Annotated in this window: 16 protein-coding genes; 15 read left to right on the plus strand and 1 reads right to left on the minus strand. The window is 41.5% G+C overall.

Features of this window, described 5'->3' with window-relative positions:
* Positions 1-139: 139 nt before the first annotated feature.
* The 4 genes from pabC (at position 140) to MF4642_RS09140 (ending at position 3,113) form a co-directional block, all read left to right on the plus strand.
* The gene (gene pabC / locus MF4642_RS09125; RefSeq protein ID WP_078425996.1) at positions 140-952 is read left to right on the plus strand and encodes an aminodeoxychorismate lyase; all 813 of its coding nucleotides are present in this window, start codon (positions 140-142) and stop codon (positions 950-952) included.
* 55 nt (positions 953-1,007) lie between these two features.
* Positions 1,008-2,009: an endolytic transglycosylase MltG gene (gene mltG / locus MF4642_RS09130; protein WP_413772804.1), complete on the plus strand. Its 1,002-nt coding sequence runs from the start codon at positions 1,008-1,010 to the stop codon at positions 2,007-2,009.
* Entirely contained in the window at positions 2,010-2,609 is a 600-nt protein-coding gene (gene tmk, locus MF4642_RS09135; RefSeq protein WP_078425998.1) for a dTMP kinase, read from the plus strand. It abuts the gene before it with no gap.
* Between the two features lie 87 nt (positions 2,610-2,696).
* The gene (locus MF4642_RS09140; protein WP_078425999.1) at positions 2,697-3,113 is read left to right on the plus strand and encodes a PaaI family thioesterase; all 417 of its coding nucleotides are present in this window, start codon (positions 2,697-2,699) and stop codon (positions 3,111-3,113) included.
* Between the two features lie 45 nt (positions 3,114-3,158).
* Here the strand turns inward: MF4642_RS09140 and nadB are convergent, their stop codons facing one another.
* A complete protein-coding gene (gene nadB / locus MF4642_RS09145) occupies positions 3,159-4,793 on the minus strand; it encodes an L-aspartate oxidase (protein ID WP_017397087.1) in 1,635 nt (544 codons plus the stop codon).
* 229 nt (positions 4,794-5,022) lie between these two features.
* Between nadB and MF4642_RS09150 the strand changes: the two genes are divergently transcribed.
* The 11 genes from MF4642_RS09150 (at position 5,023) to MF4642_RS09200 (ending at position 14,266) form a co-directional block, all read left to right on the plus strand.
* Positions 5,023-6,402: a Do family serine endopeptidase gene (locus MF4642_RS09150; protein ID WP_004980546.1), complete on the plus strand. Its 1,380-nt coding sequence runs from the start codon at positions 5,023-5,025 to the stop codon at positions 6,400-6,402.
* 111 nt (positions 6,403-6,513) lie between these two features.
* The gene (locus MF4642_RS09155; RefSeq protein ID WP_004980545.1) at positions 6,514-6,990 is read left to right on the plus strand and encodes an acyl-CoA thioesterase; all 477 of its coding nucleotides are present in this window, start codon (positions 6,514-6,516) and stop codon (positions 6,988-6,990) included.
* 145 nt (positions 6,991-7,135) lie between these two features.
* Positions 7,136-8,953: a translation elongation factor 4 gene (gene lepA / locus MF4642_RS09160; protein WP_005399692.1), complete on the plus strand. Its 1,818-nt coding sequence runs from the start codon at positions 7,136-7,138 to the stop codon at positions 8,951-8,953.
* 20 nt (positions 8,954-8,973) lie between these two features.
* Positions 8,974-9,801 (plus strand): signal peptidase I, encoded by an 828-nt coding sequence (gene lepB / locus MF4642_RS09165; RefSeq protein ID WP_078426000.1) that lies wholly within the window; start codon positions 8,974-8,976, stop codon positions 9,799-9,801.
* A gap of 21 nt (positions 9,802-9,822) precedes the next feature.
* Positions 9,823-10,197 carry a DUF4845 domain-containing protein gene (locus tag MF4642_RS09170; RefSeq protein ID WP_078426001.1) on the plus strand — a complete coding sequence of 125 codons (375 nt, stop codon included), beginning with the start codon at positions 9,823-9,825 and terminating at the stop codon, positions 10,195-10,197.
* Entirely contained in the window at positions 10,169-10,861 is a 693-nt protein-coding gene (gene rnc / locus MF4642_RS09175; protein ID WP_004693665.1) for a ribonuclease III, read from the plus strand. The genes MF4642_RS09170 and rnc overlap by 29 nt, the downstream gene beginning before the upstream one ends.
* A 6-nt stretch (positions 10,862-10,867) precedes the next feature.
* The gene (gene era / locus MF4642_RS09180) at positions 10,868-11,896 is read left to right on the plus strand and encodes a GTPase Era (protein WP_004693663.1); all 1,029 of its coding nucleotides are present in this window, start codon (positions 10,868-10,870) and stop codon (positions 11,894-11,896) included.
* A gap of 35 nt (positions 11,897-11,931) precedes the next feature.
* Positions 11,932-12,129 carry an NF038104 family lipoprotein gene (locus MF4642_RS09185; RefSeq protein WP_004693662.1) on the plus strand — a complete coding sequence of 66 codons (198 nt, stop codon included), beginning with the start codon at positions 11,932-11,934 and terminating at the stop codon, positions 12,127-12,129.
* 10 nt (positions 12,130-12,139) lie between these two features.
* Positions 12,140-12,850, plus strand: coding sequence for a DNA repair protein RecO (gene recO, locus MF4642_RS09190; protein WP_078426002.1), 711 nt, complete (start codon positions 12,140-12,142; stop codon positions 12,848-12,850).
* Positions 12,851-12,863: 13 nt separating this feature from the next.
* Positions 12,864-13,589 carry a pyridoxine 5'-phosphate synthase gene (gene pdxJ, locus MF4642_RS09195; protein WP_078426003.1) on the plus strand — a complete coding sequence of 242 codons (726 nt, stop codon included), beginning with the start codon at positions 12,864-12,866 and terminating at the stop codon, positions 13,587-13,589.
* A gap of 23 nt (positions 13,590-13,612) precedes the next feature.
* Positions 13,613-14,266 carry a tRNA-(ms[2]io[6]A)-hydroxylase gene (locus MF4642_RS09200; RefSeq protein WP_004693658.1) on the plus strand — a complete coding sequence of 218 codons (654 nt, stop codon included), beginning with the start codon at positions 13,613-13,615 and terminating at the stop codon, positions 14,264-14,266.
* The last annotated feature ends 249 nt before the right edge of the window (positions 14,267-14,515 follow it).

Below are 14,515 nucleotides of genomic sequence, written 5' to 3' on the forward strand. Positions count from 1 at the left end.
TTAAACATGAGGCAAGAATACTGCGAGTCTTATTGCTAAAAAAATAATAAAAAATGAATTTTATATGAATAAAAAAGAAAAAGAGTTCTGCTTAGAATTCATTAAACTAAAGCAGAAAATTATTTCAGGGTAGATTGGCATGCATTGCTATAAAAATGCACAGGAAATCAAACAAATAGAATTATTAGATCGTGCATTTCACTATGGAGATGGTTGTTTTAGTACAGCGCGTATCCGTGATGGTGTGATCGAACTAGAGCTTCTACACATAGCACGCTTGAAATTGGCCTGTGAAAGACTGTTGTTGTCAGCAGATTTAGCCTTTATTCAGCACAGCATCGTGCAATTAAAACAAACCCATGCACACTTAAACGGCACTCTGAAAATTATTATTAGTCGGGGTGAAGGGCAGCGCGGTTATAGTTTGCCAACACATTCTGCTGACATTTGGGTTTTTTTCTATCCGCAAGCATCAGAGGCTTTGACATACAGCGAAATTGATTCAGGGGTACTGCAACATGCGATGGGGTTAAGTATGCCGCAAATGGTGGGTGTGAAAAGCTTAAACCGTTTAGAGCAAGTCTTACTCAAGCATGAAGCAGAACAACACGGTTGGTTGGAAGCGTTGGTCACAGATGTGCAAGGTTCTGTCGTTGAAGGTGTGAGCAGTAATTGTTTCATTCTGCTAAATGATCGATGGATTAGTCCCGAACTTCGTTATAATGGCGTGCATGGTGTCATGCGTGCCGAAATATTGGCACGGATGCAGCAACAAGGAATGAGCTGTGAGCTGAGAATGATTGATATGGAAGAAATTCCACGCTTTCAAAGTTTATTTTTCTGCAATGCCTTGAGTCCTATGAAAATAGCCAAAAGTCTGAATCATCAGTATTTAGATGTTCAGCCGTGTATAGATTTGTTCCATCGTCTTCAACTTAATCAGATGCAGTAGTATGTCCGCAGCCAAAACCAAATCGAAAAAGAAAACGCAACCACCCAAACGAAAAATGAAAGGGTTGTTATTGATTGCTGTGAGCATCATTGTTTTATTGATGATTGTACTGTGGTCGAGTTTGTTTAAATCTTATCCTGTCGAGGGTAAAAAACAGTTATTGGCAATTAACTCTGGCGATACCTATTCCGGTTTTATTGACCGCTTAGCCAAAGAAGACATGGCTAGTTTTCCCATTATTTTAAAGCTTTATCAAAAAATATTTATTCATGACACGTTGAAAGCCGGTGTTTATGAAGTGCGTGAAGGTATGAGTATTCGCCAAGTTTTGGATATGATTTCCAATGTCGATAATGCCGAGATGAATCGTATATTGGTGATTGAAGGGACGACCTTTAAACAGCTGATCGAGGCATTGAAAAAGGATGCATTGGTTAAAAAGGAAGTCTCCAATTTACCCATGGATCAGCTTTTAAAAGCGTTAGATATTCCGTATACGCATGCTGAAGGGCTTTTTGCCCCCGATACTTACTTCTTCGCCAAAGGGGAGTCAGACAAAAAAATCTTAACGGATTTATACAAACGCCAAATGAAAGCTTTAGATGAAGCGTGGGCAAACCGTGCGGCAAATTTGCCGTATAAAGACAAATACGAAGCCCTGATCATGGCCTCTATCATTGAAAAAGAAACCAATGTTGACCGCGAACTGGAGCAAGTTTCGGGTGTGTTTGCGCGTCGTCTTCAACTCGGCATGCGTTTGCAAACGGACCCAACGGTGATCTATGGTATGGGCGATAAATACACAGGCAACATTACCCGTCAAGACTTGCGGACCCCAACAGCCTATAATACTTATACCATCAATGGTTTACCTCCTACACCAATTGCTTTGCCAAGTAAAAAAGCCATTGAAGCCACTATGCATCCAGACAGCAGTAAAAACATCTACTTTGTTGCAACGGGCAATGGTGGGCACACATTTAGTGAGACTTTAGAGCAGCACAACCAAGCTGTAAAAGAATATCTCAGCGTTTTAAAAACCAAGAAGGATGAATAGATGTTTATTAGTTTTGAGGGCACAGAAGGTGTCGGTAAAACCACACTGATTCGCAAAATTTATGAGCATCTAGAACAACAAGGTCAGCAGGTTGTTTTAACGCGTGAGCCAGGTGGTACACCAATGGCTGAGCAAATTCGCTCGCTATTATTGTCAGTCAATCATGAAGAGTCGATGTCGAATGATACTGAACTGCTACTGATGTACGCGGCTCGCGCACAGCATTTACAACAAGTGATCGTGCCTGCTTTAACGGAATATAAAACCGTACTGTGTGACCGTTTTACCGATGCCAGCTTTGCTTATCAATGTGCAGGACGTGGTTTAAGCCAGTCGAAGCTGCAACTGCTGAATGAAAATTTTGTCAGCCATATGCCAAATATTACATTTTGGCTCGATGCCCCGATTGAGACAGGCATGTCTCGTGCGCGTGAACGGGGGGCTTTGGATCGTTTTGAACAAGAAAAAGTCACTTTTTTTGAAAAAGTCAGAGCGGGTTATCAGCAGTTATGGGAGCAATATCCTGAGCGAGTCAAACGCTTGGATGCAACACAGTCACCCGAGCAGGTTTTTGCACAAGCGTTGCAATACTTAAACTAAAAATAAGCCTGAAAAGTTATTTCAGACTGTAGTGAAATGCATTTTTCTTTTATAGTCAGTGACAAAGGACTGAATGTTGAAGGAAAAATGAAAAGTAACTTAACTGAGATTGTGGCTTTTTTAGAAAAGGAATTTCCGCAAAGTTTAGAAAAATGTCATATCGAATCTGTCACTGAGCGCGCAGCAACAGTCGTGTATCAGGTAGATGAGCGCGATTTGCGACCGGGTGGAACGGTTTCAGGCCCAACCATGATGACTCTTGCAGACTATGCATTGTATATCGCCATTTTAGGGGAAATTGGGCTGGTCGGTTTAACCGTGACCACCAATTTATCGGTCAACTTTCTAAGTAAACCTGCAGCCTCTACAAGTATCCGCGGTGAATGTAAGTTAATGAAAGTTGGCAAAGCATTGGTGGTTGGGGATGTGTGGTTGTATTCAGTGGGTAAGGATGAACCCATTGCACATGTGGTGGGAACTTATTCTATTCCACGCAAATCCTAAAAAATGTCTGAATAAAAAAGCCTGACGAATCAGGCTTTTTTTAAATTAGTTATTCACTAAAGGGGTTTCAACTTTAAAATTTAAAGGGGTGAGTACGGTTTTACGCAGTTCATTCGATAGTTCTGGGTAATCTAAAGTGTAGTGTAGACCGCGCGATTCTTTACGCTCCATAGCACAGCGCACGATCATTTCAGAGACTAAAACTAAATTACGTAGCTCAATAAGATTTTTGCTGACTTGGTAATCTTGGTAATACTCGGTAATTTCTCGCTTCAACATTTCAATGCGGTGTAGCGCACGTTCAAGACGTTTCGTGGTACGCACAATGCCGACGTAGTTCCACATGGTTTGACGGAGTTCATCCCAGTTTTGTAAAATCACCACATCTTCATCAGGATTCATCACTTGTGAGTCATCCCAAGACGGAGCAGTTGGGGATTGGTAATTTGAATCAAAACTTTTTTCGATGTGTTCTGCTGCACTCATGCCATACACAAAACACTCTAACAGTGAGTTACTGGCCATACGGTTGGCGCCATGCAAGCCAGTATATGAGGTTTCCCCAATTGCATAGAGACCAGTAATGTCAGTTTGACTATGTTCATCAACTACCACACCGCCACAGGTATAGTGCGCAGCAGGAACAACAGGAATCATTTCCTTGGTAATGTCGATGCCGAGTTCGAGTAAGCGTGCATACAAGGTCGGAAAATGTTCTTTAATGAAACTTTCGGGCTTATGGCTAATGTCGAGCCATACGTGACGAATTCCTAAGCGTTTGATTTCATAGTCAATAGCTCGCGCCACAATGTCACGTGGGGCAAGTTCTGCGCGTTCATCAAAGCGCAACATAAAGCGTTCGCCATCGGGTAAACGTAAATAAGCACCTTCACCACGCATTGCTTCAGTAATGAGGAAAGAACGCGCTTGTGGGTGGTATAAACAGGTTGGGTGAAATTGGTTAAATTCCATATTGGCCACGCGACAACCTGCACGAAATGCCATGGCAATACCATCGCCCGTTGCAATGTCTGGGTTCGAGGTATACAGATAGGCTTTCATGGCACCGCCACACGCCAGCGCGGTAAAAGGGGCTAAAAAGGTATGTACTTTTTCAGTCTTTTCATCGAGTGCATACAGGCCTAAGGCACGATTTTGTTCTTCCAAGCCCAGTTTTTGAGAGGTAATTAAATCGATGGCGATGTAATTCTCAAAAATGGTGATGTTGTCTTTTTCAATCGCACGTTCCACTAAGGTAGTTGAAATGGCACGACCTGTAGCATCTGCGGCATGAATAATACGGCGTTGAGAATGTCCACCTTCACGTGTTAGATGCAATTGTTCTTGATCATCAAGGGTAAACTGCACGCCGTGTTTCAGTAGAAAATCAACAGAAGGTTTACCGCCTTCAACGGTTTGCTTTACGGCTTCGGTCTCACACAAGTGAGCGCCCGCAATCATGGTGTCATCAATGTGCTGTTCGATGGAATCCGTTTCATCTAAAACAGCGGCAACGCCACCTTGTGCATAGAAGGTACTTGCATCGGTCAGGTTTGATTTTGCAAGAACAGCAATATTGAAATGTTGAGGCAACGATAAGGCCAAGCTCAGGCCTGCACCGCCACTTCCCACAATAATCACATCAAAATGATGTGTTGTGTTTAAATTAGACATGTCCATCAGCTAATTTGGAAAAAGTTCGCTAATGACAGCGCTTTTTTCACGAAAAGGCAAGGGTAAAATCTCTACAATTGATGGGAAATATAAATAAAGAACGTATTTTTTAAGCAAATTTTAAGCTCTTGTTTATACAAACATAATAGAACATATTATTACCCAAGACAGACAAAGATTATGCTAAAAACGCTAATACATAAATTGATAACAAACATATAGGTCAATACTTGATATGAAAAGTCGCGCGATACAAACTGGTTTTTTTGCTGTTGCATGCACAATGGCTGCGGTGCAAACACAAGCAGCACCTGTTGATTTCTCAAACTTAGTTGAGCAAGTTAGCCCTGCGGTAGTGAGTGTCAATGTGGTTAAAAAGATGACTCAAGAAGAGTTACTGCAGCAGCAAATACCTGAGATTTTGAAGCGTTTTTTTGGTAATCAAGTCATTATTCCGCAGCAGCAAGCGCCGCAAGAAAAAACGGCTTATGGCAGCGCATTTTTTATTAGTAAAGATGGGTATTTACTGACAAACCACCACGTCGTAGAAGATGCATCGAAAGTCACGATTATGTTTAATGACCGTCGTGAACTGGATGCAACTGTAGTAGGTAGTGATGAACGAACGGATGTGGCCCTGCTTAAGGTGAATGGTACGAATTTTCCATCACTCCGTGCTGGCAATGTTGATCAATTGCGTGTAGGTGAACCTGTGCTTGCGATAGGTTCACCGTTTGGTTTTGATTACTCGGCTTCGGCAGGAATCGTGAGTGCGAAAATGCGCAATATGATGGGGGAGACATCGGTACCCTTCATTCAAACCGATGTGGCTCTCAACCCAGGAAACTCAGGCGGTCCGTTATTCAACCAACAGGGTGAAGTGGTTGGGGTGAACTCGCGTATCTTCAGTGGTACGGGCGGTTATATGGGGCTGTCTTTCTCGATTCCAATTGATGTCGCAATGGATATTGCTGACCAACTTAAGAAAACCGGCAAAGTGACCCGTTCTTATTTAGGCTTTAATCTACAAGATTTAGACCGTAATTTGGCAGAGTCTTATAATTTGCCAAAACCTGAAGGTTCATTGATTACCAATGTTCAGCCGAATTCACCTGCGCAGAAAGCGGGACTAAAAGCAGGCGATATTATTTTAAAATTCAACGGAACGCCGATTTCACGTACCTCTGAGTTGTTGAACTATTTAAATCGTACCATGCCAAATCAAACGGTACAGCTTGAAGTACTGCGTGATGATAAAAAGCGTAATATATCGGCAACATTAACCACAGCACCAGATGATACACCTGCAAAATCAGATACAGTTACACAAAGTAAAGGGCCTGTGTTAGGTATTGCTATCCGAAATTTAGCACCTGCTGAATTGTCACAGCTCAATGTGAAAGGTGGTGTGTTAATTCAAGAAGTGAAACGTGGCGGTGCAGCAGCACAGTCAGGTATGGCGGCTGGTGATGTGGTCACTCACATTAATAATAAAGTCGTAAAAGACACCAATGATTTTGTCCAAGCGGCGTCTGAGTTGAAAAAAGGTCAGGTTGCCCGCGTTGGAATCATCCGACAAGGCACACCAGCCATTTTAGGGATGCGCATCCAATAAGCGAAAAAAACCACTCTTCGGAGTGGTTTTTTATTTTTTGCAATTTGATGATGTCTGTTATTTGCGTACACTGCCATCTTCATAGGGATATTTAGATTCAATAGAGTGTTTATGAGTAGTATTTTTGACTTAAGACTTCAGGTACAAGCAGAACATATCGACCAGTTAGGCCATGTGAATAATGTGGTTTATATGCATTGGATGCAGGATGTCGCAACAGCACATATTGATGCATTGGGCTTAGGCTTAAAAGAATATATCGAGTTAAAACATGCCATGGTTGCAGTTGAGCATCATGTGCAGTACCGAAAAGCTGCATTTGAAGAGGATGAAATAATCCTACGTACATGGTTTGACGATATAAATGCATTATATTCTTCACGCCAATATGTGTTTTATAGACCCAAAGACAATAGCATTTTATTTGTTGCTCAAACCAAGTGGGCTTGCGTAGAGATTGAAACCGGCCGTGCAAAACGTATGTCACCTAGTTTTACTCAAGCTTACCAACCGCTTGCAAAAGATGTGAATGCCTTAGATTTTTCAATGGATTATTCAAAAAGCCCAGTGAAAAGCGAAAACACGTAAAAAAGCGTCAGAGTTGTGAAAAGGAAGCGTATTAATATGGATACTTTAAAAAAACCATCTGTTATAATCCTTCGCAATTTCTATTCGGCTTTTGTTGTGCATCGAAATTTGTCTGCATAACGCTTCATTTTGTTCAAGGTAGCCCATGGCGCAAGCTAAAAAATCTGTTGATATTAAAAATATCCGTAATTTCAGTATTATTGCTCACATTGACCACGGGAAGTCAACGCTCGCTGACCGCTTTATTCAAACCTGTGGTGGTTTGCAAGATCGTGAAATGCAAGCACAAGTACTTGACTCCATGGAACTTGAACGTGAGCGTGGTATTACCATTAAAGCTGCGTCGGTTACTTTGTATTACACCCATCCAAATGGTCAAGAGTATCAATTGAACTTTATTGATACACCAGGGCATGTCGATTTTTCATATGAAGTGTCACGTTCATTGGCGGCTTGTGAAGGTGCATTGTTGGTTGTAGATGCGGCGCAAGGCGTGGAAGCACAGTCGGTTGCGAACTGTTATACCGCAATTGAGCAAGGTCTCGAAGTTCTACCAGTGCTCAACAAAATTGATTTACCACAGGCTGAACCTGAACGTGTGATTCAAGAAATTGAAGACATTATTGGTATTGAAGCGACTGAAGCACCAACCTGTTCGGCAAAAACAGGTCTTGGGATTGATAGCGTTTTAGAAACCCTTGTTAATGTCATTCCTGCACCTACTGGTGATCGTAACGCGCCATTACAAGCTTTAATTATCGACTCTTGGTTTGATAACTACTTAGGCGTTGTTTCTTTGGTGCGCGTGAAAGAAGGTCGTGTGCGTAAGGGCGACAAGATGTTGATGAAATCAACAGGCCAAACGCACATTATTACTTCTGTGGGTATTTTTAATCCTAAACATACAGAAACAGACATCCTTGAAGCGGGTGAAGTTGGTTTCGTAATTGCAGGCATTAAAGACATTTTTGGTGCGCCAGTGGGTGATACGATTACCCTTGCCAACACACCAGAAGTCAAAACCTTACCAGGCTTTAAAAAAGTGAAGCCGCAGGTTTATGCAGGTTTGTTCCCAATTGATTCAAGTGAATTTGAACCATTCCGTGAAGCTTTACATAAACTTCAGATCAATGACTCGGCGTTATTCTTTGAACCTGAAAGCTCAGATGCTTTAGGTTTTGGTTTCCGTTGTGGCTTCTTAGGCATGCTACACATGGAAATCGTGCAAGAGCGTTTAGAGCGCGAGTATGATTTAGACCTTATTTCATCTGCACCGACTGTGATTTATGAAGCGGTGATGAAGAATGGTGAAACGATTTATATCGATAGCCCATCTAAAATGCCAGATGGTTCAACGGTCGAAGACCTACGTGAGCCGATTGCTGAGTGCCATATCCTTGTACCGCAAGAGTATTTGGGTAATGTGATGACTTTATGTGTGGAACGCCGTGGTGTTCAAAAAGACATGAAGTTTATGGCGAACCAAGTTTCGATCACTTTTGAAATTCCAATGGCGGAAGTGGTGATGGACTTCTTTGATAAATTGAAGTCGTGTTCACGCGGTTTTGCGTCGCTCGATTATAACTTTGTACGTTTTGAAAGTTCATCATTGGTAAAAGTCGATGTTCTAATCAATGGCGATAAAGTCGATGCCTTGGCAATGATTTGTCACCGTCAAGATGCCCGTCACCGAGGTATTGCATTGGTTGAAAAAATGAAAGATTTGATCCCACGTCAAATGTTTGATGTGGCAATTCAAGCAGCGATTGGTGCGCAAATTATTGCTCGTTCAACTGTAAAGGCAATGCGTAAAAACGTATTGGCGAAATGTTATGGTGGTGACGTTTCTCGTAAGAAGAAACTGCTATCGAAGCAAAAAGAAGGTAAGAAACGCATGAAGCAAGTGGGAAGTGTAGAAATCCCACAAGAAGCGTTCTTGGCTGTGTTGAAAGTAGAAAGATAAAAAGGTAGGAATATAAGCCCATGGATTTTGATTTTAATTTGATACTTGTTCCTGTCACACTGATTTTCTTTTTGGTGTGGTTGCTCGATAAGTTTGTATTTAAACAACGAGCGACAAAAGGCAAGGGGAATGAAAATTTTGTCATTACTTGGGCTTATGATTTTTGGCCAGTCCTTGCGATTGTTCTATGCTTACGTTCATTCTTTTATGAACCTTTTAATATTCCTTCCGACTCGATGGTCCCGACTTTAGAAACTGGTGACTTCATCTTGGTCAATAAGTTTGACTATGGTGTTCGCCTGCCGATTGTGAATAAAAAAGTGATTGATGTGGGTGAGCCTGAGCGTGGTGATGTGATTGTCTTCCGTTATCCACCGCAACCGACGATCAGCTATATCAAACGTGTGGTTGGTATTCCTGGCGATCACATTGTTTTTGATCATGGCCAATTAACCATTAATGGTCAACAAATTGCTAAAGTGCCTGTTGAATTTAGCCGTGAAAAAGACAGTTTAGATACGCCTACTTCGATATATCATAAAGAAACCATTGGCAAGCATACCTTTACCATGCGTGAGTTAGATGGTGTTAATGTTGCACGCCAAGCACCGTATATTAACTTTGTAGAAAATGGTAAATACTCTGCTGAAAATGGTTTATATTGGGAAGTGAAAGTGAAAGAAGGTGAGTACTTTGCGATGGGGGATAATCGCGACCAAAGTGCTGACAGTCGTTTCTGGGGAATGGTTCCTGAACAGAACCTAACAGGTCGTGCATTTTATATTTGGATGCATAAAGAGCCTGGCTTTAAGTTGCCGTCATTTAACCGTAACGGTAGCATTGACTAATATCGATTCGGAAAATAAAAAATGCGCAAGAATCAACAAGGGGCATCTTATATCGCCATTTTATTTGCAATCATGGGGTTTGCATTTATGGCGAAAGTGGTAATTGCAGTTTGGGCCCCCTATTTTGATGATCGGATGATCAATAGCCAAATTGAGGAAGTGTTACAAAGCAGCCCAAAAAGTATTCAGCCCGCAGAGTTCGAAAGTAAACTTTCGCAACGTCTGGAAATGAATGGTATTCGCGATGTGAAAATTAAAGAAATTATGCAAGTCACCAATACCGAAGGGTTGCTGGTGAAAAAGGAGTATGAGGTAAGAAAACCCTTCTTACTGAATATAGATTTAGTATTAAAGTTCGAGAAAAGTTTTGATCAAAGCTCAGTCCAAGCTAAGTGAAGCCCGCTTAGCGAGCCGTATCGGTTATCAGTTTAAACAACCTGAGTTACTTCAGCTTGCACTGACCCACCGATCGGTGAGCCACAAATACAACTATGAGCGCCTAGAGTTTCTAGGCGATTCTTTGTTAGGGATGATTATTGCAAATTATCTCTATAAAGCTTATCCAACTGAGAACGAAGGTCGTTTGACGCGTATGCGTGCAACCTTGGTTCGTCAGGAAGCTTTAGGTAAAATTGCAAATGATTTAAAACTGAGCCAGTCACTCATTTTAAGTACAGGTGAGTTAAAATCAGGTGGACATCATCGTGAGTCCATCCTCGCGGATACGGTTGAATCGATTATTGGTGCAATCTATGTGGATTGTAGTGATTTAACGGTGTTGGAGCCGATTGTGTTAAAATGGTACGAGCCATATTTGGATCATATCGAGCCAACCGATCAACTTAAAGATCCTAAATCTCGTTTACAAGAATATCTTCAGGCACGAAAAAAAGCGCTCCCAGTTTATGATGTGGTCGATATTCAAGGCGATGCGCCCAATCAGCATTTCAAAGTGGAATGTAAAGTGGATGGATTGTCTGTTGTAAATGGTGAGGGCACCAGTCGCCGTTTTGCTGAACAAGCTGCTGCGGCGGATATTTTAAAACTTTTGGAGCAGTAATCTGCCATGTCAAATTCTTCCGATCACATCGATGCTGATCACGAGTCGCAAAGCGACAGTAATGATTTAATTAGCCAGTTTTTTAGCGAACAAGGCACAGAAATTCCAACGGATTTTCGTAGCGGCTTTGTGGCAATTGTCGGCCGTCCAAACGTGGGCAAGTCTACGTTGATGAACCATTTGTTGGGTCAAAAATTATCGATTACTTCACGTAAACCACAAACCACACGTCATAAAATTGTGGGAATTGATTCACGTGCAAAATCTCAAGCGGTATTTGTTGATACACCAGGGATGCATAAAAAAGAAGTACGCGCCATCAATAAAATGATGAACCGTGCTGCGTCTTCTGCATTGCGTGATGTCAACTTGGTATTGTTTGTTCTAGATGCAGACAAGTGGACTCAAAACGATGAGCTCGTTTTGGAAAAACTCAAAAATGCAGAGATGCCAGTGATTCTTGTGATCAATAAAATTGATACACTTGAAAATAAAAACCATGCATTACCCTTGATTCAAGAGCGTGCAAAATTAATGAATTTTGCTGAGATTGTTCCTGTTTCTGCACTACGTGGTGCAAACTTAGACCATCTGCGCGATACCATTGAAAAATATTTACCTTTTCAACCACCGATGTATTCATTGGATCAATTGACAGATCGTTCTGAGCGTTTCTTGGCATCAGAAATTATCCGTGAAAAGATTATGCGTCAGTTGGGTGAAGAGCTACCTTATGATTTAACCGTGCAAATTGAGTCGTTTAAGACTGAAGAAGCAACGGTGAATGAAAAAACAGGTCGTCCTAAACCAGCATGTACATATATTGATGCAACGATTTTTGTAGACCGCCCAGGCCAAAAAGCGATTGTGATTGGTGAAAAAGGCGCTAAGCTTAAGAAAATTGGTATGGATGCCCGTATCGATATGGAAAAAATGTTTGAACAAAAGATCATGCTGACCCTTTGGGTTAAAGTGAAAGGCGGTTGGTCTGATGATGAACGTGCATTGAAAAGCTTAGGTTATAGCGATATCTAAGTTTTAAGAAAACAAATTTTTATAGGGATGGTGTTATGGTCAAAGTGTTCGCAGTAATGGCTTGTATGTTGTTTTTGCAAGGTTGTATACACAAGATCGTCACCGTTCCTGTAAAGATTGCGTATAAAACCACAAAAGGCGTGGTGAAAGGAACCGCAGCGGTGGTTGGTGCTGTTATCCCAGATGGGGATGATGAAGACAGTGAACAGAATGATAAAGATAAAAAAGATTAGTTAATTCCTCATGCGCAATGAAGTACTGCATGGTTATTTAATTCACCACAGAAAATACCGTGAACGTAGTCATATTGTGCATTTATTTACCCAAGAGCATGGGCGAGTTGATGGCATTCTAAGACAAACCCCGCCGCCACAATATCAGCCGATTTGTTTACAAGCTTCGGGTAAATCTGAACTCAAAAATTTTACAAAACTTGAAATTGTCAATCAGCCGATTTTTTTCTTCGGGGATGCTTTTTTTTCAGGTTTTTATCTCAATGAGATCCTACTCAGGCTGTGTCCGCTCGAAATACAAATGGAGCAAAGTTTTGCTCAATATGCGCATACGCTAACGCAATTACAACAACTAGCGCAGCAAGCCGATCCTAATCAATTTTTAAAACAAATTCTAAGGCAGTTTGAGCACGAACTGCTGGAAGATTTGGGCTATGCCTTAGATTTTTCAACTGATGCCAATCAACTCGAAATTCAAGCATCACTCAACTATATATTCCAGCTGAATGAAGGCTTTATTCCTACTGCACAAGCTTCGCGAGCGACCTTAAATGGACAGCAAATTTTAAGCATGTGCCAATATGAAAAGGGTAGGGATTTTGGTTTGGAACAGTTACAATTGCTGACCAAGTTGTATCGACAAATGATCAGTTCATTGTTGGGCGATCGCCCCTTAAAAAGTCGTCAGTTGTGGATTCAGAACACTCAAACTCAATCGTAATTAGGAAATGAATATGGCTGCATTACTTGGTGTAAATATTGACCACGTGGCAACTTTACGACAAGCGCGTGGAACGTCTTATCCTGATCCAGTCAATGCAGCACTGATCTGTGAGCAAGCAGGGGCTGAAGGGATTACCTTGCATTTACGTGAAGACCGTCGTCATATTCAAGATGATGATGTGCGTCGTATGCGCCCAGCACTTAAAACACGTATGAATTTGGAACTTGCAGTTACAGAAGAAATGATTGCATTTGCCAAAGAAATTAAACCGCACCATGTGTGTTTCGTTCCTGAAAAACGCCAAGAAGTGACGACCGAAGGTGGTTTAGATGTGGTTGGACATTTTGATGATGTCAAAGCGGCGACTCAAGCGTTGTCTGAGATTGGCTGTGATGTGTCCTTGTTTATTGATGCTGACTTTGCACAAATTGATGCAGCAATTGCTTGTGGTGCACCAACCATTGAAATTCATACAGGCGCTTATGCTGATGCAGAAACAGCTGAAGCTCAGCAACATGAGCTTGAGCGTATTATAAAAGGTGCTGAATATGCAGCATCAAAAGGTTTGGTAGTCAATGCTGGGCACGGACTCAACCTTGAAAATGTAACGCCAATTGCGAAAATTCCACAGATTCACGAATTAAACATCGGACATTCACTGATTGCCGATGCTATTTTTGTGGGCTTGGAACAAGCTGTACGCGAAATGAAAGCAGTGATTAAAGCTGCACGTTAATTTAAAGTTTTTAAGATTTGAATATGTCGAATATCAATTATGATGAACTCATGAAGCCCGTCATGGACTTCTTGGGCTGTGAAACACCTAAAGCTTGGTTGACTGAAGCACTGAATAATCTTGATGTGCTGATGCAAGACCACGCGAATTGTGAGAAGAAAGCTGCAGGTACCGCGATGAACCTGATGTTTCGTTATAGCTTTTTTACCGATTTACAGGTCAAGCTTGCGCAACTGGTTCGTGAAGAAATGCTGCATTATGAGCAAGTGCTTGCATTTATGAAAAAGCGCGGGTTAGAGTGGAGCAATCTAAGTGCAGGTCGCTATGCGGGTGGTTTACGTAAAGAAGTACGGACTTATGAGCCTGAGGCTTTAATTGATATTTTAATCATTGGTGCCTTTGTAGAAGCGCGTTCATGTGAGCGTTTTTACGCGTTAGCACCCTTGGTTGATGATGAATTAGGTCGTTACTATCGTTACTTGCTGAAGTCTGAATCACGTCATTTTGAAGATTATTTGGCTTTAGCTTTAGAGGTTGCGCAAACAGGTAAATTGAAAAATCCAAAAGAAGATATTCAAGCTCGTATTGACCATATCCGTAACGTTGAAAAAGAGCTGATTAGTACACCTGATGATGTGTTCCGTTTCCATAGTGGCGTGCCTGTGCAAGCGGCTTAGAAATAAAGCGGGTGAATGCCACAGTTTGTAGACTGTTCGAAAGTTGCAAATTCTCAGTGTAGATAGCCTTGACTCATTAAAAAGCCCAATCTTTATCGATTGGGCTTTTTAATTAAAGATGGTGTCCCGTCCTGAAATAAGTTTACACCTTTAAGAGGCTTATTTTATGGAACATGAACGAGAACAAAGAGTTAAACGTACACAAGGTGATTATAGCTTTGCCTTTAAAATGATGGTTGTACATGAAGT

Source organism: Acinetobacter sp. MF4642 (genome assembly GCF_002018925.1).
In the GTDB taxonomy this organism is placed as follows: Bacteria; Pseudomonadota; Gammaproteobacteria; order Pseudomonadales; family Moraxellaceae; genus Acinetobacter; species Acinetobacter johnsonii.

Excerpts from the sequence above, each read along its gene's own strand:
- pabC (WP_078425996.1), top strand. The coding sequence starts at position 140 with ATGCATTGCTATAAAAATGCACAGGAAATCAAACAAATAGAATTATTA.
- mltG (WP_413772804.1), top strand. The coding sequence starts at position 1,008 with ATGAAAGGGTTGTTATTGATTGCTGTGAGCATCATTGTTTTATTGATG.
- tmk (WP_078425998.1), top strand. The coding sequence starts at position 2,010 with ATGTTTATTAGTTTTGAGGGCACAGAAGGTGTCGGTAAAACCACACTG.
- MF4642_RS09140 (WP_078425999.1), top strand. The coding sequence starts at position 2,697 with ATGAAAAGTAACTTAACTGAGATTGTGGCTTTTTTAGAAAAGGAATTT.
- nadB (WP_017397087.1), bottom strand. The coding sequence starts at position 4,793 with ATGGACATGTCTAATTTAAACACAACACATCATTTTGATGTGATTATT.
- MF4642_RS09150 (WP_004980546.1), top strand. The coding sequence starts at position 5,023 with ATGAAAAGTCGCGCGATACAAACTGGTTTTTTTGCTGTTGCATGCACA.
- MF4642_RS09155 (WP_004980545.1), top strand. The coding sequence starts at position 6,514 with ATGAGTAGTATTTTTGACTTAAGACTTCAGGTACAAGCAGAACATATC.
- lepA (WP_005399692.1), top strand. The coding sequence starts at position 7,136 with ATGGCGCAAGCTAAAAAATCTGTTGATATTAAAAATATCCGTAATTTC.
- lepB (WP_078426000.1), top strand. The coding sequence starts at position 8,974 with ATGGATTTTGATTTTAATTTGATACTTGTTCCTGTCACACTGATTTTC.
- MF4642_RS09170 (WP_078426001.1), top strand. The coding sequence starts at position 9,823 with ATGCGCAAGAATCAACAAGGGGCATCTTATATCGCCATTTTATTTGCA.
- era (WP_004693663.1), top strand. The coding sequence starts at position 10,868 with ATGTCAAATTCTTCCGATCACATCGATGCTGATCACGAGTCGCAAAGC.
- MF4642_RS09185 (WP_004693662.1), top strand. The coding sequence starts at position 11,932 with ATGGTCAAAGTGTTCGCAGTAATGGCTTGTATGTTGTTTTTGCAAGGT.
- recO (WP_078426002.1), top strand. The coding sequence starts at position 12,140 with ATGCGCAATGAAGTACTGCATGGTTATTTAATTCACCACAGAAAATAC.
- pdxJ (WP_078426003.1), top strand. The coding sequence starts at position 12,864 with ATGGCTGCATTACTTGGTGTAAATATTGACCACGTGGCAACTTTACGA.
- MF4642_RS09200 (WP_004693658.1), top strand. The coding sequence starts at position 13,613 with ATGTCGAATATCAATTATGATGAACTCATGAAGCCCGTCATGGACTTC.